Raw genomic sequence first — 23,582 nt, forward strand, 5'->3', positions numbered from 1 at the left:
GCCGTGGTTGAATTAAATCAAGTTTGCTATCGAACATTTCATCTACCAGAGCCTTGGACACTATCTGCATATGAAAGTGTTGGTGGATACAGTGCTTGGAGAAAAATTTTAAAAGAACAAACTTCTCCTCAACATATTATTGACGAACTTAAAACTTCTGCATTACGAGGTCGGGGTGGCGCTGGGTTCCCTACTGGATTGAAGTGGAGCTTTATGAACCGCAATAATCCAGTACAAAAATACGTTGTATGTAACTCTGATGAAGGCGAACCAGGTACTTGTAAAGATCGAGATATACTAAGATTTAACCCGCATCAACTTATAGAAGGCATGGCTATAGCTGGATACACCATGGGGGCAACTGTAGGTTATAACTACATTCGTGGTGAATTTTGGCTGCCTTATGAACATACAGAGATGGCCATAAAAGAAGCTTATGCAGCGGGTTTATTGGGTAAAAATATTTTAGGCTCTGGTATTGATTTTGATCTATACAATCACTTAGGTGCAGGTGCTTATATTTGCGGCGAAGAAACTGCTTTGCTCAATTCTCTTGAGGGAAAAAAAGGTCAACCGCGATTTAAACCACCATTTCCTGCAAACTATGGTTTATACGGTAAACCCACGACAATAAACAATACTGAAACTTTTGCTTCCGTTCCCGTTATTATGGAAAAAGGCGGGGAATGGTTTTTAAAACTAGGTAAACCCAACAATGGAGGCGCTAAGTGCTTCAGTGTCAGTGGACATGTAAATAAGCCAGGAAATTTTGAAATTCCATTGGGCACACCTTTTAAAATGCTCGTAGAGTTAGCAGGTGGGGTTCGCGAAGGTCGAAAGATAAAAGCAGTAATTCCTGGGGGAACATCGATGCCTGTTTTGCCAGGTGATGTTATGATGGGTCTAGATATGGATTATGACTGCATACAGAAAGCCGGTTCAGGATTAGGATCAGGGGCGGTAATCATCATGGATGAAACTACTTGTATGGTAGATGCGTTGTATCGTATTGCAGAGTTCTATATGGATGAGTCTTGTGGCCAATGTACTCCATGTCGAGAAGGTACGGGTTGGATGGTTCGTTTATTACACCGTATCAAAGAGGGTCATGGTGAACCTGGGGATGTAGAGAGATTAGTCAATGTCGCGAATAATATCGAAGGACGCACTATTTGTGCATTAGGTGAGGCAGCTGCTTGGCCTGTACAAAGTTTTATTAAGCATTTCCGCGATGAATTTGAATATTTCGTGAAACATAAACGCTCAATCGTCGCAGCATAAATAAAAGGTTTGACTATGACTACTACTATTGAAATCGACGGTAAAGTATTTGAAGCAGAAAATGGTCAAATGATCATTGAAGTGGCAGATGAGGCAGGTATCCATATTCCACGCTTTTGCTATCATAAAAAGTTATCAGTGGCAGCAAACTGCCGCATGTGTTTAGTTGAAGTTGAAAATGGCAGAAAGCCAGTTCCTGCTTGCGCAACGCCAATTACAAATGGGATGAAAGTATTTACTAAATCAAAAGAAGCATTACATTCTCAAAAAGCAGTTATGGAGTTTCTACTCATTAATCACCCATTGGATTGTCCAATATGTGATCAAGGAGGGGAGTGTGAATTACAAGATAACTCTATGGGATTTGGGTCAGGCTCATCAGAATATAAAGAAACAAAACGTTCGGTGGACGACGATAATTTAGGTCCACTTATTTCTACTGAAATGACACGATGCATCCATTGTACTCGTTGTGTTCGATTTGGCGAAGAAATAGCAGGATTAAGAGAGTTAGGTGCAACAGGACGTGGTGAACATATGCAAATTGGCACGTACGTTCAACATAGTATGAAGTCAGAAGTCTCTGGCAACATCATTGATTTATGTCCTGTCGGAGCTTTAACCTCTAAACCTTTTCGTTTCACAGCACGAGCTTGGGAGTTGACACAACATGAAGGTGTTGCGCCACATGATTGTTTGGGATCAAATGTTTATTTGCATACACGTCGCAATGAGTTGATGCGTATTGTTCCTAAAGAAAATGAAGTCATTAATGAAACCTGGCTCTCTGATCGTGATCGATTCAGTTACTTAGGATTAAAAAGCGAAGCAAGAGCTTCTCAGCCACAAATTAAACGCAATGGTCAGTGGGAAACGGTGGATTGGGAAACCGCTTTAAAATTTACGGCAGATGGGTTAGCCCGTGTTATAAAAAACAATGGACCTGAGCAAGTAGCTGCATTTGCATCGAGCTCTTCTACTTTAGAAGAGTTATTTTTACTGCAAAAACTTATGCGCGAAATTGGCGTGCACAATCTCGATCATCGAGTGCAACAAGTTGATTTTAAAGACCAAGAAAATCAAACAACAACTCCTAAAAGCTCTTTACCCTATGCCGACATAGAGCATCAAAACGCTATATTGCTCGTTGGATGCAATATAGATCGTGAAGTTCCCTTGGCGGGTGTTCGAATTCGTAAGGCTTTTCGTAATGGAGCCAAAATTTATGCAATTAATCCGGTAGATTTTGAATACCGTTTTGATTTAAGTGAGCGTTTTATAATTCCACCCCTGGAAATGCCAATGCAATTGGCCAAACTTATTTTAGCGCTTACTGATAATACGAAAAGTTTGCCTGAAGAAATACAAAAATTATTAATAGGCTTAGAGCCAGACGAAGCAATTCGCAGTGTTGCCAAGGCATTAAAAGAAGGCAAGGCATGCCTGGTTACCGGTGCTCTTTGCGAAAATCATCCAGAGGCTGCTTTATTACGTACATTTGTTTTCTTGATCGAAAAGTTAAGCGGCGCAAAGGTACTCAGACTTACTCACGGTGCTAATACTGCCGGAGCATGGATGGCAGGGATGGTTCCCCATAGAACAACGGCAGGAAAATCTGTTTCTACTTCAGGAATGGATGTCCAGTCAGCGATCAATGCGAAGCTGAAAGCATATTTTTTAATGGGAGTTGAGCCAGGTTTTGATTTTGCTAATCCTTTTGGTGCAAGACAAGCGATGCTTGCAGCAGAATTTGTTGTGCTACTCTCAGCCTATAATCATGATGCAATGTGTGATTATGCGGATGTAATCTTACCTATAGCTCCTTATGCAGAAACTTCAGGGACCTATATCAACGTTGATAATACTTGGCAAACAGTAAAAGGAGCTTTGTCTCCTCATGGGGATTCTCGGCCCGCATGGAAGATTTTAAGAGTATTGGGTAATTTGCTCCACTGCCATGATTTTGAATATATGTCGACTGAGGATGTCTTAGCAGAAATAAAAAATACTATTGCAATTACAATGGAGCATGAATATAAACCGTATTATCCTGAATGTTTACCACTCATGAATCAATCTCTAGCTCGGGTGGGCGAGTGGCCTCTATACCGTAGCGATGCAATTGTTAGAAATACTAAAGAGTTACAATTATGTGCTGCAGCTGAGTCGGCATGTATACGCATCAATCCTGAAACAGCAGATAGATTAAATTTAGATGATGTTGCTACTGTATCTCAGGGAGATATTGAGATAACATTGCCGCTTAAACGTGATGAGCGCATTGCGGCCGATGTTGTATGGGTAGCAAACGCGATGCCTGAGACGGTTGACTTAGGTCATTCATTTGCTGCAATAACTATTAAGCGCTAGGCAGGTAAAAAAATGCTGCAAGATATTAGCATATTAATTTGGGTCATTATTAAAATATTAGTGATAGTAATACCTTTATTACTTTGTGTTGCCTATTTAATTTACGCTGAGCGTAAAGTAATAGGATACATCCAAGCCCGGATAGGTCCAAACCGGGTTGGTGTCAAAGGTTTACTTCAGCCTATTGCTGATTTAATTAAATTGATTACAAAAGAAATTATTATTCCCACGAAATCAAATAGATACCTCTTTATTGCCGCACCATTGTTTGCTTTGGTACCTGCTTTAGTCGGTTGGGCTATTATTCCTTTTCAAGAAGGGGTTGTTCTAGCAAACATTAATGCAGGTGTGCTCTATATTTTTGCAATGAGCTCCTTAGGTGTATATGGAGTATTAATTGCAGGTTGGGCGTCTAATTCTAAATATGCTATGTTTGGTGCCTTAAGAAGTACTGCTCAGACTGTCTCTTATGAGATAGCGATGGGTTTTGCGTTAGTAGGAGTACTGCTTGCAGCAGGAAGCATGAACTTAACCGATATCGTTAATTCACAAAGAGGCGGCATTTTACATTGGTGGTTTATTCCATTACTGCCACTCTTTTTTGTCTTTTGGATCGCAGGCATTGCCGAAACAAATAGAGCCCCCTTTGATTTGGCTGAAGGAGAGTCTGAAATTGTTGCAGGATTCCATGTTGAATACTCTGGGATAGGGTTTGCACTGTTTTTCTTGTCCGAATATGCGAGCATGATTCTCATTTCTGTATTACTCAGTATCTTGTTTCTCGGGGGGTGGATGTCTCCATTTGAGGGGATGCCGATTTTAGGAGACATCTTTTTTGTTGTTCCTGGTTTTGTTTGGTTGCTCGTAAAAGTATGCTTTTTCCTTTACGTGTATTTGTGGATAAGGGCAACTTTTCCTCGTTATCGTTATGACCAGCTTATGCGCTTAGGTTGGAAAGTACTTATTCCAGTCACCATCGTTTGGATTATTGTAACTGCCTTAATGGTTATAACACATCTTAAACCTTGGTTTTGATGATTAATAGAGAAGCCGATGAAAAAAGCATATCAAAATATAAAATATTATTTACGTAGTTTTCTTTTAGTAGAATTATTATTGGGTTTAAAGCTAACCGGTAAATATTTCTTTAAGAAAAAAGTAACTGTACAATTCCCTGAAGAAAAAACACCCATTTCACCTCGTTTTAGAGGATTACTAGCGCTGCGCCGTTATCCAAATGGTGAAGAGCGTTGTATTGCATGTAAGCTATGTGAGGCGGTTTGCCCAGCTTTGGCCATAACAATTGAAGCAGAGCCACGCGAAGATGGTACTCGTCGCACAACACGATATGATATTGATATGTTTAAATGCATTAATTGTGGTTTATGCGAGGAGTCATGCCCAGTGGATTCTATAGTTGTTACCCCAATACATCATTATCATGTGAGTGAGCGAGGGCAAAACATTATGACTAAAGAAAAGTTATTGGCGCTTGGTGATTTGATGGAACCAAAACTTGCAGCAGATCGAGCTGCTGACGAAAAATACCGATGAAGAGGTAATTTTTATGCATGATTTATTAGTTCAAGTGATTTTTTATATCTTTGCGGCATTAGCAATTGGTGCCGCTTTTATGGTAATTATTCAAGATAACCCAGTACGTAGTGTTTTATTTCTTGTACTTACTTTTTTTGCTAGTGCTGCATTATGGATACTTGCGGAAGCAGAGTTTCTCGCACTTATTCTTATACTCGTTTATGTTGGCGCAGTGATGACCTTGTTCTTATTTGTCGTCATGATGCTCAATATTGATGTTGAAATAATGAAGAGTCATTATAAACGCTATTTGCCATTTGGACTAATTCTTGTCGCATTGTTCATTGGACTTTTAATGGTGTCTATTCCTTCTGGGACCTTTAAGAAAAATGTAGAAGTCCAAGGTTATGCAATAAGCTCACAATTGCTCGATGCAAAACAAAATGACTCTGAAGAACAACGACCATTGTCGAATACTGAAGCTTTAGGCATGGTGTTGTATACAGATTATTTATTGGCTTTTGAAATTGCAGCTGCTTTATTGTTAATAGCAATCATTTCCGCAATAACTTTGGTACATAGAGGCCCGAGAAAATCGAAAAGACAAAATGTGAAACAACAGATTCTAACGCATAAAAATCAGCGAGTAGAATTAATTAATATGAAAGTAGAAAAATAAATATTGGGGAATTCTAGATGATACCTGTTAATCATTACCTAATTTTAGGAGCCATTTTATTTGGTTTTGGTCTTATTGGCATTATGATGAATCGGAGAAACATCATTTTATTGCTAGTATGCATCGAATTAATGTTGCTCGCAGTGAACACAAATTTTGTTGCATTTTCACATTATTATAGTGAGATTAGTGGACAAGTCTTTGTCTTTTTTATATTAACTGTTGCTGCTGCAGAAGCGGCTATAGGTTTAGCCATAGTGATGTTGCTTTTTAGAAATAGAGGTAACATTAACGTTGATAAGATGAATCATTTAAAAGGTTAACATTGTGAGTATCCAACAACTTTGTCTAATAATTGTTCTAGCGCCTCTTGCAGGTTCTATGATTGCCGGTTTTTTTCGTAATCAAATAGGACGAGCTGGAGCTCATACAGTCACTATTTTGGGCGTTGCGATTTCTTTCGCAACATCAGTATATTTGGCATGTCAGCTTTTCTCAGGCCATATTCCAACGGAGAGTACTGTTGTTTATCATTGGGCGAGTGGTGGATTAATTCTTCCATTCGAGTTCAATATAGGATTTTTAATCGATCCGTTAAGTACGGTTATGTTGGTTATCGTTAACTTTGTCTCTTTACTCGTGCATATATACAGTATTGGATATATGGCAGACGATGATGGGTATCAACGTTTTTTTAGTTATATTTCTTTATTTACTTTTATGATGTTGATGTTGGTAACCGCCAACAATTTCTTACAACTATTCTTTGGCTGGGAAGGTGTGGGACTCGTATCTTATTTGCTTATCGGTTTTTGGTATCAGAAAGAATCAGCTAATGAAGGCAGCCTGAAAGCATTTATTGTAAACCGAGTTGGTGATTTTGGGTTTCTATTAGGTATCGCTCTCGTTTTTGCATATACAGGAAGTATTGATTATGCAACTGTATTCCAAAATGCAAACTACTTGGCTACTCAAAATATAGAGTTATTTCAAGGACATCCTTGGTCTTTGATGACTGTAATTTGTTTGGCTTTATATGTGGGAGCTATGGGGAAATCAGCACAAATACCTTTACATGTGTGGTTACCTGAATCTATGGAAGGTCCAACACCAATTTCAGCACTCATCCATGCGGCAACAATGGTTACCGCAGGGGTATTTATGATAGCGCGTATCTCTCCACTTATTGAGTATTCCACTACAGCATTAAGTGTTGTCTTGGTGATTGGTGCGAGTGGCGCACTCTTTACGGGAATTTTAGCTTTGGTCATGAATGACATTAAACGAGTTGTTGCTTATTCGACTCTGTCACAACTGGGTTATATGATGGTAGCAATGGGGGCGTCAGCCTATAGTGCGGGTATTTTTCATCTGCTTACGCACGCATGTTTTAAAGCTTTATTATTCCTCGGTGCGGGTTCAGTCATTATTGGTATGCATCACGAACAAGATATGAGGAAAATGGGTGGTTTGTGGAATAAAATGCCCATTACCTATGTCACCTATTTTATAGGCTCTTTGGCTTTATGTGCGTTTCCACCTTTCGCAGGATTTTATTCAAAAGATACAATTATTGAAGCAGCACAATTATCACAGATCCCAGGAAGCAGTTATGCCTATTTTTGTGTAGTTCTTGGAGCTGGTGTAACAGCACTTTATACCTTTAGATCTTTATTTATGACTTTTCATGGCAAGCCGCGTATGGATAAGCATACGTTAAGTCATATTCATGAATCGCCATGGGTAGTATGGGTCCCACTTGTTCTACTCGCCATACCTTCTGTTATTTTAGGCTATGTACTTTATATGCCCATGCTTTATGATAACCCAAGTCTAATTGGTTCCTCATTGTTTATTCTACCGCAACATAATGTTTTGGCAGAACTAGCCCATGAGATTACTTCTCCTTTTGAAAGCATGCTGCATTCAGTGTACTCCTTGACGCTTTGGATTACTTTAGCTGGCGCAGCTATTGCATGGGTTTGTTATATTGCTGTTCCATCGCTCCCGGGACAATTAGCACGTCGCTTTTCACTCATTTATAAAATGCTTGTTAATAAGTATGGCTTTGATGCGTTTAACAATTTATTTTTTGTAAAAGGCTCGAAGGGAATTGGGCGAATATTTTATAACGTGGGTGATCAAAAATTAATTGATGGAATGGTTGTAAATGGCAGTAGTCGACTTATTAGATGGTTTTCAGCTAAAGGTCGCGCGATACAAAGTGGTTATCTGTATCATTATGCGGCAGTAATGGTATTGGGATTATTTGGATTTTTATGCTGGTTGATACTCGGCTGAATATAGGGTGAAGGTATGCATTATTTGCTCAATTTACTAATTTGGTTGCCCATAATAGGCGGTGTTTTTGTTCTTCTCGTCGGAGATGATCGTAACCCGAATATTTCACGCTACTTAGCTTTATTCACGGTAATACTTTGCTTGTTGCTTTGTATTCCTCTTGTTGCAGGTTTTGATACCAAAACCCTGGGGATGCAATATTTAGAAGAGTTTCCGTGGATGCCAGCGTTAGGAATTAGTTATAGCTTAGGCATTGATGGTTTGTCTTTGCTTCTTATTGTACTTAGTATTTTTACTAACCTAATTGTGATTTTAGCTACTTGGGAAAGCATCACCAATAGGGTTTCTCAATATCTAGCTGCATTTTTAATTATGCAAGGTCTGTTAGTTGGGGTATTTTCTGCGTTAGATGCCATTTTATTCTATGTGTTTTGGGAAGCAACACTGATTCCCATGTATCTGATTATCGGTATCTGGGGCTCTGATAATCGAGTCTATGCCGCTATTAAATTTTTCTTGTATACCTTTTTAGGCTCGGTGTTAATGTTGGCGAGCTTTTTGTACATGGGATATATCGCTGGTACATTCAATATTGAAGCTTTTTATGCAATTAAACTGGGAATGACTGCACAAACATTGATTTTTATAGCTTTTTTCCTAGGCTTTGCAATAAAAATTCCTATGTTCCCTGTTCATACTTGGTTACCTGATGCGCATACGGAAGCACCCGCAGGCGGCTCTGTAGTTTTAGCAGCAATTTTACTGAAGCTAGGAGCTTACGGATTTATTCGTTTTTCTTTGCCTATAGTTCCTGATGCATGTAATCGATATGCAGGGGTAATGATTGCTCTATCTTTAATTGCGATTGTTTATATTGCCTTGGTTGCAATTATTCAAAAGGATATGAAACGACTTATTGCGTATTCGTCGATTTCGCATATGGGATTCGTAACACTAGGCTCCTTTGCTATTTTTGCTATTGCGAAACAATCAGGACTAAGTGGAGCAGGTTTAATATTAGAAGGTGCAATCGTTGTAATGATTTCACATGCATTTGTCTCCAGTGGCCTTTTTGCGGGTGTTGGATTCATTTATGATCGGATGCACACACGAAAATTAGCGGATTTCGGTGGAATCGTAAATACAATGCCTATGTTTGCCTCGTTCTTTATGCTCTTTTGTATGGCAAATGCAGGACTACCAGGAACCTCAGGATTTGTTGGAGAGTTTATGGTAATTTTAGGTTCGCTTAAAGCTGGCTTCTGGGTTGCATTTTGGGCTGCAACTACGTTAATTACTTCAGCAGGCTATAACCTCTGGATGTATAAACGGGTCATTTTTGGTCCTATAGCTAATGAAAAGGTTGCAGCGCTAAAAGACCTCACGGGCTTTGAGTTAAGTGCTTATATCTTGCTTGCTTTAGCAGTAATTGTTATGGGTGTTTATCCTAAGCCATTGTTAGAGTATATCCATCAAACAGTAAGTCATACTCTAGCATTAGCAAGCCAATCAAAACTGTAATCAAGGTTAATCAATATGACAGCATTACTAGAAAATATTCATGTAGCCCTTCCTGAAATGGTTGTACTGGCTACAGCCTGTATCGCATTGCTTGCCGACTTATTTTTAAGGCATCGGTATAAGTCAATTGCTTATTTTATATCCTGCATAGGATTGATTATAGCTGCTTTGATTAGCTTCTTTTATATTGGGATGTATAAAGTTATTACTTTGAGTGGTTTATTTATTAGTGATGATGTAGCTCATATAATGAAGTTTTTTATTTACCTTACTGTTTTGCTTAGCTTCATCTATTCCAGAAACTACATTGATGAGCGTCAAATGCCATCTGGTGATTATTATGTATTAGGAATGTTTTCTGCACTAGGTATGATGCTCCTTGTTTCAGCTCATTCAATGTTAACCATATTTCTAGGTTTAGAATTATTGTCTTTACCTTTGTATGCTATGACAGCTATTCGTAGAACAGATGGCGATTCTTCTGAAGCAGCAATGAAATATTTTGTAATGGGATCCATAGCATCGGCTATGCTTTTATACGGCATGTCTTTAATTTATGGTGCTACCGGGAAATTAGATCTCTTAGATGTTGCTAATGCAATTGCTGCAAATTGGCAACAGCAAAATGCATTATTATCTTTTGCCTTAGTATTCATTTTGGCAGGGGTTGCTTTTAAATTAGCTGCAGTACCTTTCCATATGTGGGCTCCTGATGTATACCAAGGAGCGCCTAGTTCTGTCACTTTATTCATCAGTGCAGCACCAAAAATAGCCGCGGTTGGAATGGCATTCAGACTTCTTACCATTGGATTGGTAGATATTAGTTCACAATGGCAACAAATTTTGCTAGTAATCACGCTGCTTTCTACTGGACTAGGGAATCTATTTGCTGTAGTTCAAAGTAGTATTAAACGCTTACTGGCATATTCTGCGATATCACATATAGGATATGCTCTGTTTGGTATTCTAGCTGCAAGCGCATCAGGATATTCAGCAGCTCTTTATTACATTGTAGTTTATTCGATTACATCAGCAGCAGCTTTTGGATTGATTGTTTTAATGTCCAATCAAGGAATGGAAATTGATAATGTTGATGATTTAAAAGGGCTTAGCAAAAGAAGCCCTTGGCTAGCATTTATGATGTTAATCATTATGTTTTCGATGGCAGGTGTTCCTCCTACAGTTGGATTTCTTACCAAATTACTCGTACTTAAAGCTCTAGTCGATGCACAAATGACTTGGGTTGCAGTACTCGGTTTATTCTTTACAGTTATCGGGGCTTATTACTATTTGCGTATCGTTAAATTAATGTACTTCGATAAACCTGTTCATAATGAACCCGTTATTGTAAATAAAGGTAATGTTCTAATTTTTTCATTCAACTGCTTATCATTGCTTTACTTGGGTATTTTTCCCGGGGCATTAATTGTAGCGTGTATCAACGCTTTTGCTTCTTAATTCATAATATCTGCGTCATAAGTTGCCCTTTTTTGATGCAGAACAAATTTTATTGATAAACTTGAACGAAAGTACTTGCTAAGAAAGAAGAGTCTCAGTATACTTGCCTTCAGTTGACGCGGGGTGGAGCAGCCTGGTAGCTCGTCGGGCTCATAACCCGAAGGTCGTAGGTTCAAATCCTGCCCCCGCTACCACTTATTAGAACCCCATTTATGGGGTTTTTTATTATCTTAAAAAACGTAGTTGAATGGCGGTGAAAAGGTTAACGTACAATCATTCACCGTAAATCAAATTTTTAAGATATGTTTAATTTGTAACTGCACCAAGAAGATAGTAGCCCTGGAGAATAAAGCGATTCTGCGAAATTTCTGTTTCTAGAAGATTTCCAAATAGATGCTTTATCTTTAGTTAGGTTACTGTACTGTATTTGTATTAGGCGAATATGCCTTTTGAAATTTATAAATATTATGATAGAAGATGAATTGGAACATATATTAGCTCCTACAATTGCTGATATGGGCTATGAACTTTGGGGGTGTGAATATCTTTCACAAGGTAGGCATTCTTTATTGCGAATATACATCGATAAATCTGATGGAATAACAATTGATGATTGTGAAGCAGTAAGCCATCAAGTAAGTGCCTTACTTGATGTAGAGGATCCAATTCATGGGAATTATAGTTTAGAAGTATCCTCCCCTGGTATCCCTAGACCTTTATTTAAAAGTTGGCAATATCAACGATATTTAGGTCATGAGATTCAGGTGAAAACTTTTAAGCCAGTTGGCGGTAAACGTAAATTGATTGGTACCCTAGTTTCAGCATCTGAAACTTCAATAGTGCTTAATCTAGGCAATGAAGATCAAGAATTACTTTTTTCAAATATTGTGAAAGCAAGTTTGACAGTATAGAGAGGCGAACAATGAGCAAAGAATTGTTACTGGTTGCAGAGGCGTTATCAAACGAAAGAGGTGTAAGTAAGGACGTTATTATACTTGCCATTCAGGCCGCATTAGAGTCTGCAACTCGCAAGATCTTTGGGCTAGACATAGGTGTAAGAATTAAATTAGATCCTCGTACAGGGGACTATGAAACTTTCAGATATTGGGATGTCGTTAATGATGATGATCTTGAACATTCGGATCGCCAACTCACTTTAGAACAAGCAAGGACTCGTAACCCCTCAGTAAATATAGGTGATCGTATCGAAGAATCAATTCCTTCTATTGAGTTTGGTCGGATTGAAGCTCAAGCAGCTCGCCAAGTCATTATGCAAAAGGTCAGAGAAGCGGAGCGTGAGTTAGTAATTGATCAATTTAGAGGCAAATTAGGACAGTTGATTTATGGTACTGTAAAAAAAGTAACTCGAGACAACATTATTATTGACCTAGGTGGAAAAGCAGAAGCATTCTTACCGCGAACAGAAATGCTTCCTCATGAAATGTTTCGTCCCAATGATAGAGTACGTGCCTATTTATATGAGATAACACCACAAGCACGTGGCCCTCAGTTATTTGTTAGTCGTACACGTAATGAAATGCTGATCGAACTTTTCCGCATTGAAGTGCCAGAAATTGGTGAAAATGTTATTGAGGTTAAAACCGCCGCTCGTGATCCAGGAAATAGAGCAAAAATCGCAGTTAAAACAAATGATGGTCGTATTGATCCAGTAGGTGCTTGTGTTGGTATGCGTGGTGCCCGTGTTCAAGCAGTTTCTAGTGAGCTTGGTGGGGAGCGAGTTGATATTATCCTATGGGATGATAATCCAGCTCAATTAGTTATAAATGCCATGGCGCCAGCAGATATATCCTCTATTGTTGTTGATGAAGATACGCATACTATGGATCTTGCTGTAGAAAAGGATCAGTTATCGCAAGCAATTGGTAGAAATGGTCAAAATGTTCGCTTAGCAAGCCAATTAACAGGTTGGACTTTGAATGTTATGACTACAGACGAGTTTGAAAATAAGAATTTGGAAGAGTCAAGCAAAATTATTAAATTATTTACTTCAGCACTGGAAATTGATGAAGAAATAGCTACATTATTAGTAGCACATGGTTTTTCTTCACTCGAAGAGATTGCATATGTACCCAAAGAAGAGCTCTTAGCTATAGAAGAATTTGATGAAGAAATCGTTGAAGAATTGAGAAATAGAGCCAACGATAACTTACTTACTATGGCTCTTTCTTCCAATAAAGATTTATCTGGTCTACCTGACGATTCTTTGCTCACAATGGAAGGGATGACTCACGATCTCGCTAATCAATTAGCTACTCGAGGAATTATATCTATGGAAGATTTAGCAGAGCAATCTGTAGATGAGTTATTAGAACTTGATGGCATGACAGAACAAAAGGCCGCTGCTTTAATTATGAAGGCTAGAGAGCCATGGTTTTTATAGAGCCATGGATATTTTGATAATATTGTAGTACAAATGATACGCAGATAATAAAGTTACTGCAGAAAGGGGATTAAAATATGGCGGATGTGACGGTTAAGCAATTAGCTCAAGTTGTGGGTATTCCGGTTGAGCGCCTATTGAACCAGTTACAGGAAGCAGGATTGTCTTTTAAAGATGATCAACAAACTGTGAATGAAGAGCAAAAGCGAATTCTTCTCAATCACTTGAAGAGAACTTCTTTGCGCGATACGAATGTTTCGCCTGAAAGAATTACTTTAAGACGAAAAAGCTTATCGCAGGTTACTATTGGTCATGATGCTTATAGTGGAAAGACCGTTAATATTGAAGTTCGTAAAAAGAAAGTTTTTGTGAAGCGAAGTTCTGTCATAGAGCAGCCCGAACCTGAAGAGCCTATAGTTGAAGAGAATGTGCCCGAACAACAACCTGCGGAGATTGTGCTTGAAACTCCTTCTATAGAAGAATCTACAGAGTCATCTCTAGAACCAGTAGAGACGCTACCTGAAACAAATGCTGAGCAGAATCAAGAAGCAAAAGATGAAGTGCCTGTCAGTGAAGAAGAAAAAGTAGAACAATCTTCAGAAAAATTGGCCGCAGATACACTGGAAGAGACCTCTGCACTTGAAGAAATAGCTGAGCTGTCGCTAAAAGAAGATCATAAAACTGAAAAACCTATTAAGAAGAAACACACAGAACAGGGGCCTGAATCTGATTCATCTGATTTTAGAAAAGCTAAGAAAAAACCTAAATATCAAACTTACGATCGTGATGAAGAAGAACAAGACACTCATAGACGCGGTAGTGGGCGTAGTAAATTTAAAAAACGTAAGGGTACTGAAAAATCAGATAAATATAGAGAAGCAGAGGAATCATTAAAACATGGTTTTGCTTTACCGACTGCACCAGTAGTCAGAGAGGTTTTACTTCCGGAAACGATTACAGTTGCTGAGTTGGCGAAAAGAATGTCTGTAAAAGCCGCAGAAGTGATAAAAGTGATGATGTCACTTGGTGCAATGGCTACTATAAACCAAGTAATTGATCAAGAAACAGCAGTGATTGTTATTGAGGAAATGGGTCATAAAGCTCGTATTATTAAAGAAGACGCAATTGAAGCAGGTTTAGGCGAGTCTATTACTGAAGGAAGCCATCATGAATCTAGAGCTCCTGTTGTGACGATTATGGGGCATGTTGATCATGGAAAAACATCTTTACTTGACTATATTCGTCGTACAAAAGTTGCTTCAGGCGAAGCAGGCGGTATTACCCAACATATAGGTGCTTACCATGTGAGTACTCCTAAAGGCGATATTACATTCCTAGATACACCCGGTCATGCTGCATTTACAGCAATGCGAGCTCGTGGAGCTAAAGTGACAGATATTGTAATCTTGATTGTTGCCGCAGATGATGGAGTTAAGCCCCAAACTATTGAGGCTATCCAGCATGCAAAAGCAGCAAAAGTACCTATCATAGTTGCTATTAATAAAATGGATAAACCAGATGCTGATCCTGAACGAGTGATGAATGAATTGACGGTACATGAAGTGATTCCAGAAGCATGGGGTGGAGACACCATGTTTGTTAACATTTCAGCTAAATCTGGAATGGGAATTGATGATTTACTCGATTCAATATTACTGCAATCAGAAGTTTTAGAGCTAACTGCAGTTATAGATGGTGCTGCAAAAGGCGTGGTGATTGAATCTCGTTTGGATAAAGGGAGAGGCCCAGTTGCTACTGTATTAGTACAAAGTGGCACTTTACGTAAAGGAGATATTCTCCTGGCCGGTTTCCAATATGGCCGTGTGCGGGCTTTAGTAAGCGATAATGGCGATATGGTAGAAAGTGCTGGTCCCTCAATCCCAGTAGAGGTACTTGGTTTATCAGCAATTCCTCATGCAGGAGATGAAGCTGTAGTTGTTTCTGATGAGAAAAGGGCTAGGGAAGTAGCTTTATTCCGTCAAGGTAAATTCCGTGATGTGAAACTAGCGAGACGTCAGAAGTCAACTCTTGAAGGTATCATGGAGAATATGGCCGCCGGAGAATCTAAAGCACTTAATGTTGTCCTCAAGGCAGATGTGCAGGGTTCTCTTGAAGCAATTTCAGATGCTTTAGTGAAGTTATCTACTGATGAAGTTAAAGTTGCCGTTATTTCTAGCGGGGTAGGTGGTATTACTGAATCTGACGTCCACCTTGCTATTGCATCTGATGCAATTTTAGTAGGTTTTAATGTTAGGGCAGATAGTAGCGCCAAAAAGCTTGCCGAACACGAATCAGTGCCAATACATTATTACAGTGTTATTTATGATATCGTTGATCAAATCAAAGGTGCTTTAACCGGTATGCTTGCACCACAATTTAAAGAAGAAATTATTGGTATTGCTGAAGTTCGAGATGTATTTAAGTCGCCTAAAATTGGCGCAATTGCCGGTTGCATGGTTGTAGAAGGAGTGATTAAGCGTAACAATCCTATTCGTGTATTGCGGGCAAATGTGGTTATTTACGAAGGTACTTTGGAGTCTTTACGTCGATTTAAAGATGATGTTGTTGAAGTTCGCCAAGGATTTGAATGTGGTATTGGTGTGAAAAACTACAATGACGTGAAACCAGGTGATCTAATCGAAGTATATGAAACAGTTGAAATTAAGCGTGATTTATAAAGATGAGTCATAATTTTAAACGTACAGACAGAGTTGCTGAAATGATTCAGCGAAAGTTGGCTCAGATTATACCGAAGGAAGTTAAAGATCCTCGACTAACTGGATTTGTGACTATATCAGCAGTGAAAGTCGCTGCTGATTTGGGACATGCTAAAGTGTATTTTACTGTGCTTAATGATGACCGTAAAATGGTTGCATCTATTTTAAATGCAGCTTCAAGCTATTTACGTAGCGTTTTAGCACGCAGCATTACTTTGCGTACAGTACCTCAACTCCATTTTGTCTATGATGAATCAATAGAGTATGGGCAACGATTGAGTCGGTTAATTGATAAAGTTGCTCCCCCTGATGACCTTGACAATGACTAGTTCATCATCAACAAAAATTGATGGAATTCTTTTGCTTAATAAATCGCAAGGAATGACTTCTAATTATGCGTTACAAAAAGCAAAAAGATTATTAGGCGCTAAAAAAGCCGGACATACTGGGAGCCTGGACCCTCTCGCTACAGGCATGTTACCAATTTGTTTTGGTGAGGCAACGAAGATATGTCAATTTTTGCTTGATGCAGACAAGTGTTATCAAACCACGGGTTTATTAGGCATTAAAACAAATACTGCGGATGCAACAGGAGAGGTGATTGCACGAACAGATGAGTTTACAATTTCTAAGCAGCAATTAATTGAGGTATTAGAAAAGCATAAGGGAGTTATAAAACAGATCCCATCTATGTTTTCTGCCTTAAAGCACCAGGGTACTCCGCTTTATTGTTTCGCTCGAAAAGGAATAAATATTGAGCGTACGGCACGTGAAATTTTAATTAGTGAGTTGGTACTGAATGCATTTGATGGAGCGCACTTCTCCTTGACAGTAACTTGTAGTAAAGGGACCTATATTCGAAATTTAGTAGAAGATATCGGTGATGTATTAGGTGTAGGAGCGCATGTGACACGTCTACATCGAGTATATACTGCTGGCTTAAATGATATGCCTATGTATTCTCTTGATGAATTAGAGGCAATGTCTTTGACCGAAAGAAAAGCTTGTTTAATTTCTATAGATAGAGCTGTTAATTATCTTGAGCAAGTGACACTTTTGGACGATGAGGTGATTGCTATCCGCCAGGGTAGAGCAATCGCAAGTAAAACAGATGTTGAACTGGCTAATTGTGTTCGTCTTTATGATATGAGAGCACAATTTATTGGATTGGGCGAACGAAATACCCATGGCACTATTAAAGCGAAACGGTTACTTTCTTTTTAAAATTTTCATTTTAGTTCACAAGTGAGTCGAATTAATATGAAATTTTTGCACAAAATTAATTTGTAGTACTTGTTTCGTTGACTTTGCCTTGGTAGAATGTTTGCCTTTGAATGAACACATAGTAGTTCCGGGAGTGTATAATGTCGCTAAACAGCGCGGATAAAGCAACAATTGTAAAAGAATACCAACGTTCTGAGAAAGATACTGGTTCACCAGAAGTTCAGGTTTCTATTATTACAAGCCGTATCAAATATTTAACAGAGCATTTTAAAGAACACAAAAAAGATTTTCATTCTCGACGTGGACTACAAGAGCTAGTAAATAAGCGTCGTAAATTATTAAAATATTTAAAGTGCAAAAATGAAGCACGTTATCAAACATTAATCAAATCGTTAGAATTGAGAGATTCTTATTGATTAATGAGCAAAACATTTCTTTAGAAATGTGCTTTATAAAAACAAATACTTTGAATAAAGGCGCAATTTTCTGCGCCTTTTTTTCGTTATAATTACTTAATGAGGGAGCTTACGTGGCTAAGTTTACAAAAGAAATTGCATTTGGTGACCACACTCTTATATTAGAAACTGGTGAGGTAGCGCGACAAGCTGATGGAGCAGTTTTTGCCAGTATGAATGGTACCCAAGTGTTAGCTACTGTAGTAGGAAAAAAAGATGGTGGCGAAGGCAGTGGATTTTTTCCTCTGACAGTAAATTACCAGGAAAAATTTTATGCAGTAGGAAAAATACCAGGAGGATTTAACAAACGAGAAGGTAGACCTACAGAACTTGAAACATTAATTTCTAGGCTCATTGATCGCCCTATCCGACCTCTTTTTCCTGAGGGCTTTTGTAACGAAGTGCAAGTAATTGTTACAGTTCTTTCATTAAATCCTGAAGTATCTCCAGACATTGTAGCAATGATAGCTTCATCTGCTGCTTTAGCGCTTTCTGGGGTTCCATTTAATGGGCCAATTGGAGCTGCACGTGTTGGTTATAAAGATGGTATTTATTTATTAAACCCAAGCCGAAAAGATCTAGAACAATCTAAATTAGATTTAGTTGTTGCTGGAACTAAAAATGCTATTTTGATGGTTGAATCAGAAGCTAAAGAATTAAGTGAAGACATCATGCGCGGAGCGATCATGTTCGGTCATGAAATGATGAAGAGCGTGATTAAAGGAATAGAAGAGCTGGCTGCTCAAGGAGGTAAAACACGCTGGGACTGGGCCCCTCGTGAGGTAGACGTTAATTTGCAGTCACGTGTGTCTGATATGATAAAACATGAAGTTGAAAGTGCTTATCTTATTAAAGATAAACAAGAGCGCTATCAACGCTTGGCGGAATTAAAAGACCAAACTATTACAGCGTTACAAGCTGAAAATGAAGAATTAAATGCAGATATTATTAGTAATCTATTTGTTGAGCTAGAAAGCGCCACAGTGCGTAATCGTATACTTGATGGAGAGCCTCGCATTGATGGTCGTGATTGTAAAACAGTACGACCTATAGCGATTCGCACGAAGTTACTGGAAAGAGCACATGGTTCTGTTTTATTCACCCGTGGCGAGACCCAAGCTATAGTTGTTGCTACCTTAGGAAATGAGAGGGATGCGCAAATACTTGATAACATTACTGGAGAAACAAAAGACCGATTTATGCTCCATTACAATTTCCCTCCTTATTCAGTAGGAGAAACGGGTATGATTGGCAGCCCTAAGCGTAGGGAAATCGGACATGGTCGTTTAGCAAAGCGTGCGATTATGGCAGTTCTGCCAGAGTCAAGTGAATTCCCTTATGTGCTTAGAGTTGTTTCAGAAATTACTGAATCGAATGGTTCAAGCTCTATGGCTACAGTTTGTGGTACAAGTTTGGCACTTATGGATGCCGGTGTTCCTCTCAAGGCACCTGTTGCTGGAGTTGCAATGGGTTTGATTAAAGAAGGCGATCGTTATGCCGTTCTTACAGATATATTGGGAGATGAAGATCATTTAGGTGACATGGATTTCAAAGTGGCGGGTACAGAGCATGGAATCACAGCGTTACAAATGGATATCAAAATTCAGGGAATCACCAGTGAAATTATGGAACAAGCTCTAGATCAAGCTTTGGAAGGACGTATGCATATTCTTGGAGTAATGAACAATGCATTAGCAGAACACCGAGAAGAATTATCACAACATGCTCCTAGAATTAGTACCATGAAGGTTGCTGAAGATAAAATTCGCACAATCATTGGGAAAGGTGGTGCAACGATTAAAGGTCTTATCGATAGTACAGGAGTTTCTATTGATATAGATGATACAGGTATCGTTCAATTATTTTCACCTGACCTGAAGGCATTAGAAGAAGCACAAAAGCAAATTAAATCTTTAATCGCTGAAATTGAAGTGGGTCAAACTTACCAAGGAAAAGTGAGTAAAATAGTTGATTTTGGTGCTTTCATTAATCTCTTACCTGGCAAAGATGGATTGCTTCACATTTCGCAAATCTGTAATGATAGAACCCAAAAGGTCGAGGCGGTTTTACACGAAGGGCAAGAAATAGAAGTTTTTGTTGCTGGTATTGATAAACAAGGCCGGGTAAAGCTTGAGTGGAAAGATAAACCACAACAGAGTGAAGAAGCAGTAACTCTCGTTCAAGAAAACAATCATGAGACAGCAAGTGTAGAGAGCTCCCAGGAAGGTAATGAGGAAGAATAGTTCTAAGTGATGTTATCATAATGCTCATTGGACGTGAGCTCGATATAAAAATCATTTTATTTTTTATGTCGGGCTCACGTTTTTTTAAGTAATGTTCCTAAAATTTTTAATCTATTGATCCAGTTTTCAGTTTGAGCTGATCGAGGAAAGTTGGAGGTACATCAATTAAAACTAGGCAGCCCTCAAAAAACTTTAGGATCTAGTATGTGCCCTAATCTTGTTAGAAATTTTATCTTGCAGCATCCCTCTAATGATTTCCTGCTCTTTCAGAGGACGATGCTTTTTGGATATTTAAAAAAGTTGAATAGCAACGTCAAATAATTATTGATATCTTGGATATACAAGTGACATCTCATTCATACATTTGGCTTTGAGTTATCTTGAGTGTGAAACAAATCCCGACATTTCAATGTTTATTTTCCATGAATTAAAGTCAAAAACTCAGCCCTACTTGTTGGGTTATTACGCATGTCTCCAAGCATTACTGAAGTTGTCATTACTGAATTTTGCTTTTCTACACCTCGCATCATCATACAAAGGTGTTTTGCTTCAATAACTACGGCTACGCCACGTGCTCCAGTAATTGATTCAATACAATTTGCTATTTCTGTGGTTAAGCGTTCTTGAATTTGTAAGCGCCTTGCAAAATAATCAACAATACGTGCAATTTTAGACAAGCCAATTACTTTTCCATGAGGAAGGTACCCAACATGACATTTACCAAGGAATGGGAGTAGATGGTGTTCACACATAGAGTACATTTCTATATCTTTAACTATAACCATTTCGCTCATATCTGATTCAAATAGAGCTCCATTGATAATGTCTTCAAGATTTTCTTGATAGCCTTTGGTCAAGTAATGCATCGCATTTGCTGCGCGTGTTGGTGTGTCCACCAACCCCTCACGGGTTACATCTTCACCAATTAGTTTTAATAGTTCTGTATATAATTGTTCCATAGTAATTCCTAACCTGGTGGCCAAGTCATGTGACGTCCGCCCAGTAAATGTAAATGAATATGATATACTGTTTGACCTCCGTCGGGATTGATGTTTAGAACTAATCGATAGCCTGAATCACTAATTCCTTCAGCGTGAGCAATTTTTTTTGCCCCTAACATCATTTTTCCCAACAGGGCTTGGTGTTCATCGCTGGTATCATTCAACGTAGAAATATGCTGCTTTGGTATTACCAGCACGTGTTTAGGAGCTTGCGGATTCAGATCATGAAACGCCATTATTTCATCATCTTCAAAAACTACTGATGCAGGGATCGTACTTTGTGCGATTTTGCAAAACAAGCAATTCATAAGCAATCTCATTATTAAGTAAAATAGGTTATTATACATTGCTAACTTATATTACAACAGCTGATCTTTGCCTTTTGGGATGATTTTTCGCATAATAGCCGCCTTATGTACCCCTTACAATTTTAGAGTAAATCTATTAGTGAGGGCTTGTTCATGTTTATTCGATTATTAAAGGGAGAGGAATCAATGAGTTTAATGAAAATCAGTAGTGGTCGGGATTTACCAAAAGAAATTAATGTGGTTATTGAAATCCCTATGCACAGTGAACCTGTAAAATATGAAATGAATAAAGAATCTGGAGTATTATTCGTTGATCGTTTTTTAACAACGCCCATGTTTTATCCCGCTAATTATGGCTACATTCCCCAGACTTTATCTGAAGATGGAGATCCTGTTGATGTGTTAGTTGTAACTCCAGTGCCTTTAGTGGGTGGGTCTGTTATTCCATGCCGAGCGGTGGGAATGTTGAAAATGACCGATGAATCAGGTATCGATGCTAAGATTCTGGCTGTGCCAACAAACAAGTTGACTAAAATTTACGAGCCTATTCAATCTTATGAAGACTTACCTCAGCATTTATTACGCTCAGTTGAACATTTTTTTAGTCATTACAAAGACTTAGAAGAAGGTAAGTGGGTGAAGCTTAATGGTTGGGTTGGTCCTGACGAGGCGTTCAAGGAAATTTTATCCAGCATCGCACGTTTTAATGAGAAAAAATAACATTGTAAGATAAACTGCTTTGCTTTCAATAACAGAAACATCATTGATTTAAGCAACACAGCGTTACCTGAATATTTAACATGTAATGTTATAAGAAATCAGGTAAATGCTGTGCTTTTGCTTAGACATTATTGATGTGAATACAATAAAAAATGACGCATATCTTAGATATTATCTCCGTTTTGCAAATCAAATAATTTTATCCCATTCATTCTCAACCGGTGATCTCAGTAAAGTGCTCAGGGGGATATAAGCTCCATCATTATTCAAAATTTTCATATGGTATATAAATATAATCAATTGCACAAATAATGATCTGCATGATTAAATGTTGTTTATAACAGCTTTATGGAGTTAAAAATGCAGCTCAAACAAATTAGGGTTTTAGAGTACGAGTATGGCTATGAAGAATTAATAAAAAAGATTTTATATAACTCAAAAGAACCTATTTTAATAAAAATAAAAAACTTCCCAGATAAATTTTCTTTGGATTATTTTATTGAACGTTTTAATGGAGAAACAATATACAGTATTTTTGAAAATAATATATGTGTGAATCATCAAAGCAGCGAATTGAAAGCGGCTCTCACTGCAATAAAAAAGAATAAGCCATATCGAATTTTTTCTCAAATTTTCCCTAGAAATAAATCGGAAAAAATAGAATATCACGTGCCTCTTTGGCAAAAATTTCCTTTAAGACCAAGATTTTTTAATAAAGATTATAAAGTAGGATATTATTTTGGTGGAAATGGTGCACATACAGAGATGCATTATGATCGAGAACATTGTTGTAACCTTCATTTATGTTTAAGTGGGAAAAAAGAGCTCTTATTATTCACCCAAGACTAAAGCGATTATATTTATAAACTTCCTTTTATAAGTAATAGCTTTGTTGATTTTGGCCATTCAATGGATTTTCTAAGTAAAATATTTCCCAGAATAAATAAAGCTGAAGGATATAAAGTACTTCTTGAGAAAGGGGATATGTTATTTATGCCGAGAAATTGTTGGCACTATACAACTTATCTTGAGCCCTCAACTTCTGCTACGTATGTTTTTTATCCCAATAAATTTTTTCATCTTTATGGATATTTAACTGGGCACTTCTTTTGTGGTTTTAAAGATAATTTTAGAGTTTCTGAGTGGGCTTGGTTTAAGAAATTCAGTCAGCATTATGCCTTAGCAACAGGATGGAAAAAAATGGGCTTTAAGGCGATTGAAAAAATGCTACTGACTTGTATGTTTTTACCCATCAGTATTTTTAATATGATATCTAAATAATTAAATCACTGAATTTCCCCTAAGTGCACCTGCAGCCTAATTGTTCAAAATTATTAAGGCGCACATACCTAAAATAGGAACGGAGC

The 23,582-nt window shown here is 38.1% G+C and carries 20 protein-coding genes, 1 tRNA gene and 2 pseudogenes; 21 read left to right on the forward strand and 2 right to left on the reverse strand.

What is annotated here, in order from left to right:
- Nucleotides 1-3: 3 nt before the first annotated feature.
- From nuoF to pnp, 18 genes and pseudogenes are all read left to right on the forward strand, one after another.
- Entirely contained in the window at nt 4-1,281 is a 1,278-nt protein-coding gene (gene nuoF / locus Lsan_RS04050) for an NADH-quinone oxidoreductase subunit NuoF (protein ID WP_058513243.1), read from the forward strand.
- A 15-nt stretch (nt 1,282-1,296) separates the two neighbouring features.
- Entirely contained in the window at nt 1,297-3,651 is a 2,355-nt protein-coding gene (nuoG, locus tag Lsan_RS04055; RefSeq protein WP_058513244.1) for an NADH-quinone oxidoreductase subunit NuoG, read from the forward strand.
- 12 nt (nt 3,652-3,663) lie between these two features.
- Nucleotides 3,664-4,686: an NADH-quinone oxidoreductase subunit NuoH gene (gene nuoH, locus Lsan_RS04060; RefSeq protein ID WP_058513245.1), complete on the forward strand. Its 1,023-nt coding sequence runs from the start codon at nt 3,664-3,666 to the stop codon at nt 4,684-4,686.
- Nucleotides 4,687-4,704: 18 nt separating this feature from the next.
- On the forward strand, nt 4,705-5,205 hold the full coding sequence (gene nuoI / locus Lsan_RS04065; RefSeq protein ID WP_058513246.1) for an NADH-quinone oxidoreductase subunit NuoI: 501 nt from the start codon (nt 4,705-4,707) through the stop codon (nt 5,203-5,205).
- Nucleotides 5,206-5,218: 13 nt separating this feature from the next.
- Nucleotides 5,219-5,866 carry an NADH-quinone oxidoreductase subunit J gene (locus Lsan_RS04070; protein ID WP_058513247.1) on the forward strand — a complete coding sequence of 216 codons (648 nt, stop codon included), beginning with the start codon at nt 5,219-5,221 and terminating at the stop codon, nt 5,864-5,866.
- A gap of 17 nt (nt 5,867-5,883) precedes the next feature.
- Nucleotides 5,884-6,189, forward strand: a complete 306-nt coding sequence (gene nuoK / locus Lsan_RS04075) for an NADH-quinone oxidoreductase subunit NuoK (protein ID WP_027272536.1) — start codon at nt 5,884-5,886, stop codon at nt 6,187-6,189.
- A gap of 4 nt (nt 6,190-6,193) precedes the next feature.
- Nucleotides 6,194-8,167, forward strand: coding sequence for an NADH-quinone oxidoreductase subunit L (gene nuoL / locus Lsan_RS04080; protein WP_058513248.1), 1,974 nt, complete (start codon nt 6,194-6,196; stop codon nt 8,165-8,167).
- Between the two features lie 15 nt (nt 8,168-8,182).
- Nucleotides 8,183-9,688, forward strand: coding sequence for an NADH-quinone oxidoreductase subunit M (locus tag Lsan_RS04085; protein ID WP_058513249.1), 1,506 nt, complete (start codon nt 8,183-8,185; stop codon nt 9,686-9,688).
- Nucleotides 9,689-9,703: 15 nt separating this feature from the next.
- The gene (gene nuoN, locus Lsan_RS04090) at nt 9,704-11,146 is read left to right on the forward strand and encodes an NADH-quinone oxidoreductase subunit NuoN (protein WP_058513250.1); all 1,443 of its coding nucleotides are present in this window, start codon (nt 9,704-9,706) and stop codon (nt 11,144-11,146) included.
- 117 nt (nt 11,147-11,263) lie between these two features.
- Nucleotides 11,264-11,340, forward strand: a tRNA-Met gene (locus tag Lsan_RS04095).
- A 273-nt stretch (nt 11,341-11,613) separates the two neighbouring features.
- Entirely contained in the window at nt 11,614-12,057 is a 444-nt protein-coding gene (rimP, locus tag Lsan_RS04100; protein WP_058513251.1) for a ribosome maturation factor RimP, read from the forward strand.
- 11 nt (nt 12,058-12,068) lie between these two features.
- Nucleotides 12,069-13,547: a transcription termination factor NusA gene (gene nusA, locus Lsan_RS04105; RefSeq protein WP_058513252.1), complete on the forward strand. Its 1,479-nt coding sequence runs from the start codon at nt 12,069-12,071 to the stop codon at nt 13,545-13,547.
- Between the two features lie 77 nt (nt 13,548-13,624).
- Nucleotides 13,625-14,074, forward strand: a pseudogene (locus Lsan_RS23480) (translation initiation factor IF-2 associated domain-containing protein); the annotation flags it as partial.
- Nucleotides 14,075-14,206: 132 nt separating this feature from the next.
- Nucleotides 14,207-16,225 (forward strand): annotated as a pseudogene (infB, locus tag Lsan_RS04110) (translation initiation factor IF-2); the annotation flags it as partial.
- A 2-nt stretch (nt 16,226-16,227) separates the two neighbouring features.
- Nucleotides 16,228-16,593 (forward strand): 30S ribosome-binding factor RbfA, encoded by a 366-nt coding sequence (gene rbfA, locus Lsan_RS04115; RefSeq protein WP_058513254.1) that lies wholly within the window; start codon nt 16,228-16,230, stop codon nt 16,591-16,593.
- Nucleotides 16,586-17,488, forward strand: coding sequence for a tRNA pseudouridine(55) synthase TruB (gene truB / locus Lsan_RS04120; RefSeq protein ID WP_058513255.1), 903 nt, complete (start codon nt 16,586-16,588; stop codon nt 17,486-17,488). Before rbfA ends, truB begins: the two co-directional genes overlap by 8 nt.
- Before the next feature lie 140 nt (nt 17,489-17,628).
- Nucleotides 17,629-17,904, forward strand: a complete 276-nt coding sequence (gene rpsO / locus Lsan_RS04125; protein WP_058513256.1) for a 30S ribosomal protein S15 — start codon at nt 17,629-17,631, stop codon at nt 17,902-17,904.
- A 113-nt stretch (nt 17,905-18,017) separates the two neighbouring features.
- A complete protein-coding gene (gene pnp, locus Lsan_RS04130) occupies nt 18,018-20,186 on the forward strand; it encodes a polyribonucleotide nucleotidyltransferase (protein WP_058513257.1) in 2,169 nt (722 codons plus the stop codon).
- Between the two features lie 413 nt (nt 20,187-20,599).
- Here the strand turns inward: pnp and folE are convergent, their stop codons facing one another.
- Entirely contained in the window at nt 20,600-21,145 is a 546-nt protein-coding gene (folE, locus tag Lsan_RS04135; RefSeq protein WP_058513258.1) for a GTP cyclohydrolase I FolE, read from the reverse strand.
- Nucleotides 21,146-21,153: 8 nt separating this feature from the next.
- A complete protein-coding gene (locus Lsan_RS04140) occupies nt 21,154-21,495 on the reverse strand; it encodes a histidine triad nucleotide-binding protein (RefSeq protein ID WP_058513259.1) in 342 nt (113 codons plus the stop codon).
- Nucleotides 21,496-21,681: 186 nt separating this feature from the next.
- Here Lsan_RS04140 and ppa point away from each other — a divergent pair, with 186 nt between their 5' ends.
- The 3 genes from ppa (at nt 21,682) to Lsan_RS22835 (ending at nt 23,496) form a co-directional block, all read left to right on the forward strand.
- On the forward strand, nt 21,682-22,215 hold the full coding sequence (gene ppa, locus Lsan_RS04145) for an inorganic diphosphatase (RefSeq protein ID WP_058513269.1): 534 nt from the start codon (nt 21,682-21,684) through the stop codon (nt 22,213-22,215).
- Between the two features lie 360 nt (nt 22,216-22,575).
- Nucleotides 22,576-23,064 carry a hypothetical protein gene (locus tag Lsan_RS22830; protein WP_237762029.1) on the forward strand — a complete coding sequence of 163 codons (489 nt, stop codon included), beginning with the start codon at nt 22,576-22,578 and terminating at the stop codon, nt 23,062-23,064.
- 27 nt (nt 23,065-23,091) lie between these two features.
- The gene (locus Lsan_RS22835) at nt 23,092-23,496 is read left to right on the forward strand and encodes a cupin-like domain-containing protein (RefSeq protein ID WP_337589270.1); all 405 of its coding nucleotides are present in this window, start codon (nt 23,092-23,094) and stop codon (nt 23,494-23,496) included.
- The last annotated feature ends 86 nt before the right edge of the window (nt 23,497-23,582 follow it).

The organism is Legionella santicrucis (assembly GCF_001468135.1).
Classification (GTDB): Bacteria; Pseudomonadota; Gammaproteobacteria; order Legionellales; family Legionellaceae; genus Legionella; species Legionella santicrucis.

Coding starts and splice junctions, on each gene's coding strand:
- nuoK (WP_027272536.1), top strand. CDS start 5,884: ATGATACCTGTTAATCATTACCTAATTTTAGGAGCCATTTTATTTGGT.
- Lsan_RS04140 (WP_058513259.1), bottom strand. CDS start 21,495: ATGAATTGCTTGTTTTGCAAAATCGCACAAAGTACGATCCCTGCATCA.
- Lsan_RS04070 (WP_058513247.1), top strand. CDS start 5,219: ATGCATGATTTATTAGTTCAAGTGATTTTTTATATCTTTGCGGCATTA.
- nuoH (WP_058513245.1), top strand. CDS start 3,664: ATGCTGCAAGATATTAGCATATTAATTTGGGTCATTATTAAAATATTA.
- nusA (WP_058513252.1), top strand. CDS start 12,069: ATGAGCAAAGAATTGTTACTGGTTGCAGAGGCGTTATCAAACGAAAGA.
- rimP (WP_058513251.1), top strand. CDS start 11,614: ATGATAGAAGATGAATTGGAACATATATTAGCTCCTACAATTGCTGAT.
- folE (WP_058513258.1), bottom strand. CDS start 21,145: ATGGAACAATTATATACAGAACTATTAAAACTAATTGGTGAAGATGTA.
- rpsO (WP_058513256.1), top strand. CDS start 17,629: ATGTCGCTAAACAGCGCGGATAAAGCAACAATTGTAAAAGAATACCAA.
- nuoN (WP_058513250.1), top strand. CDS start 9,704: ATGACAGCATTACTAGAAAATATTCATGTAGCCCTTCCTGAAATGGTT.
- rbfA (WP_058513254.1), top strand. CDS start 16,228: ATGAGTCATAATTTTAAACGTACAGACAGAGTTGCTGAAATGATTCAG.
- Lsan_RS22830 (WP_237762029.1), top strand. CDS start 22,576: ATGCAGCTCAAACAAATTAGGGTTTTAGAGTACGAGTATGGCTATGAA.
- ppa (WP_058513269.1), top strand. CDS start 21,682: ATGAGTTTAATGAAAATCAGTAGTGGTCGGGATTTACCAAAAGAAATT.
- nuoI (WP_058513246.1), top strand. CDS start 4,705: ATGAAAAAAGCATATCAAAATATAAAATATTATTTACGTAGTTTTCTT.
- truB (WP_058513255.1), top strand. CDS start 16,586: ATGACTAGTTCATCATCAACAAAAATTGATGGAATTCTTTTGCTTAAT.
- nuoG (WP_058513244.1), top strand. CDS start 1,297: ATGACTACTACTATTGAAATCGACGGTAAAGTATTTGAAGCAGAAAAT.
- Lsan_RS04085 (WP_058513249.1), top strand. CDS start 8,183: ATGCATTATTTGCTCAATTTACTAATTTGGTTGCCCATAATAGGCGGT.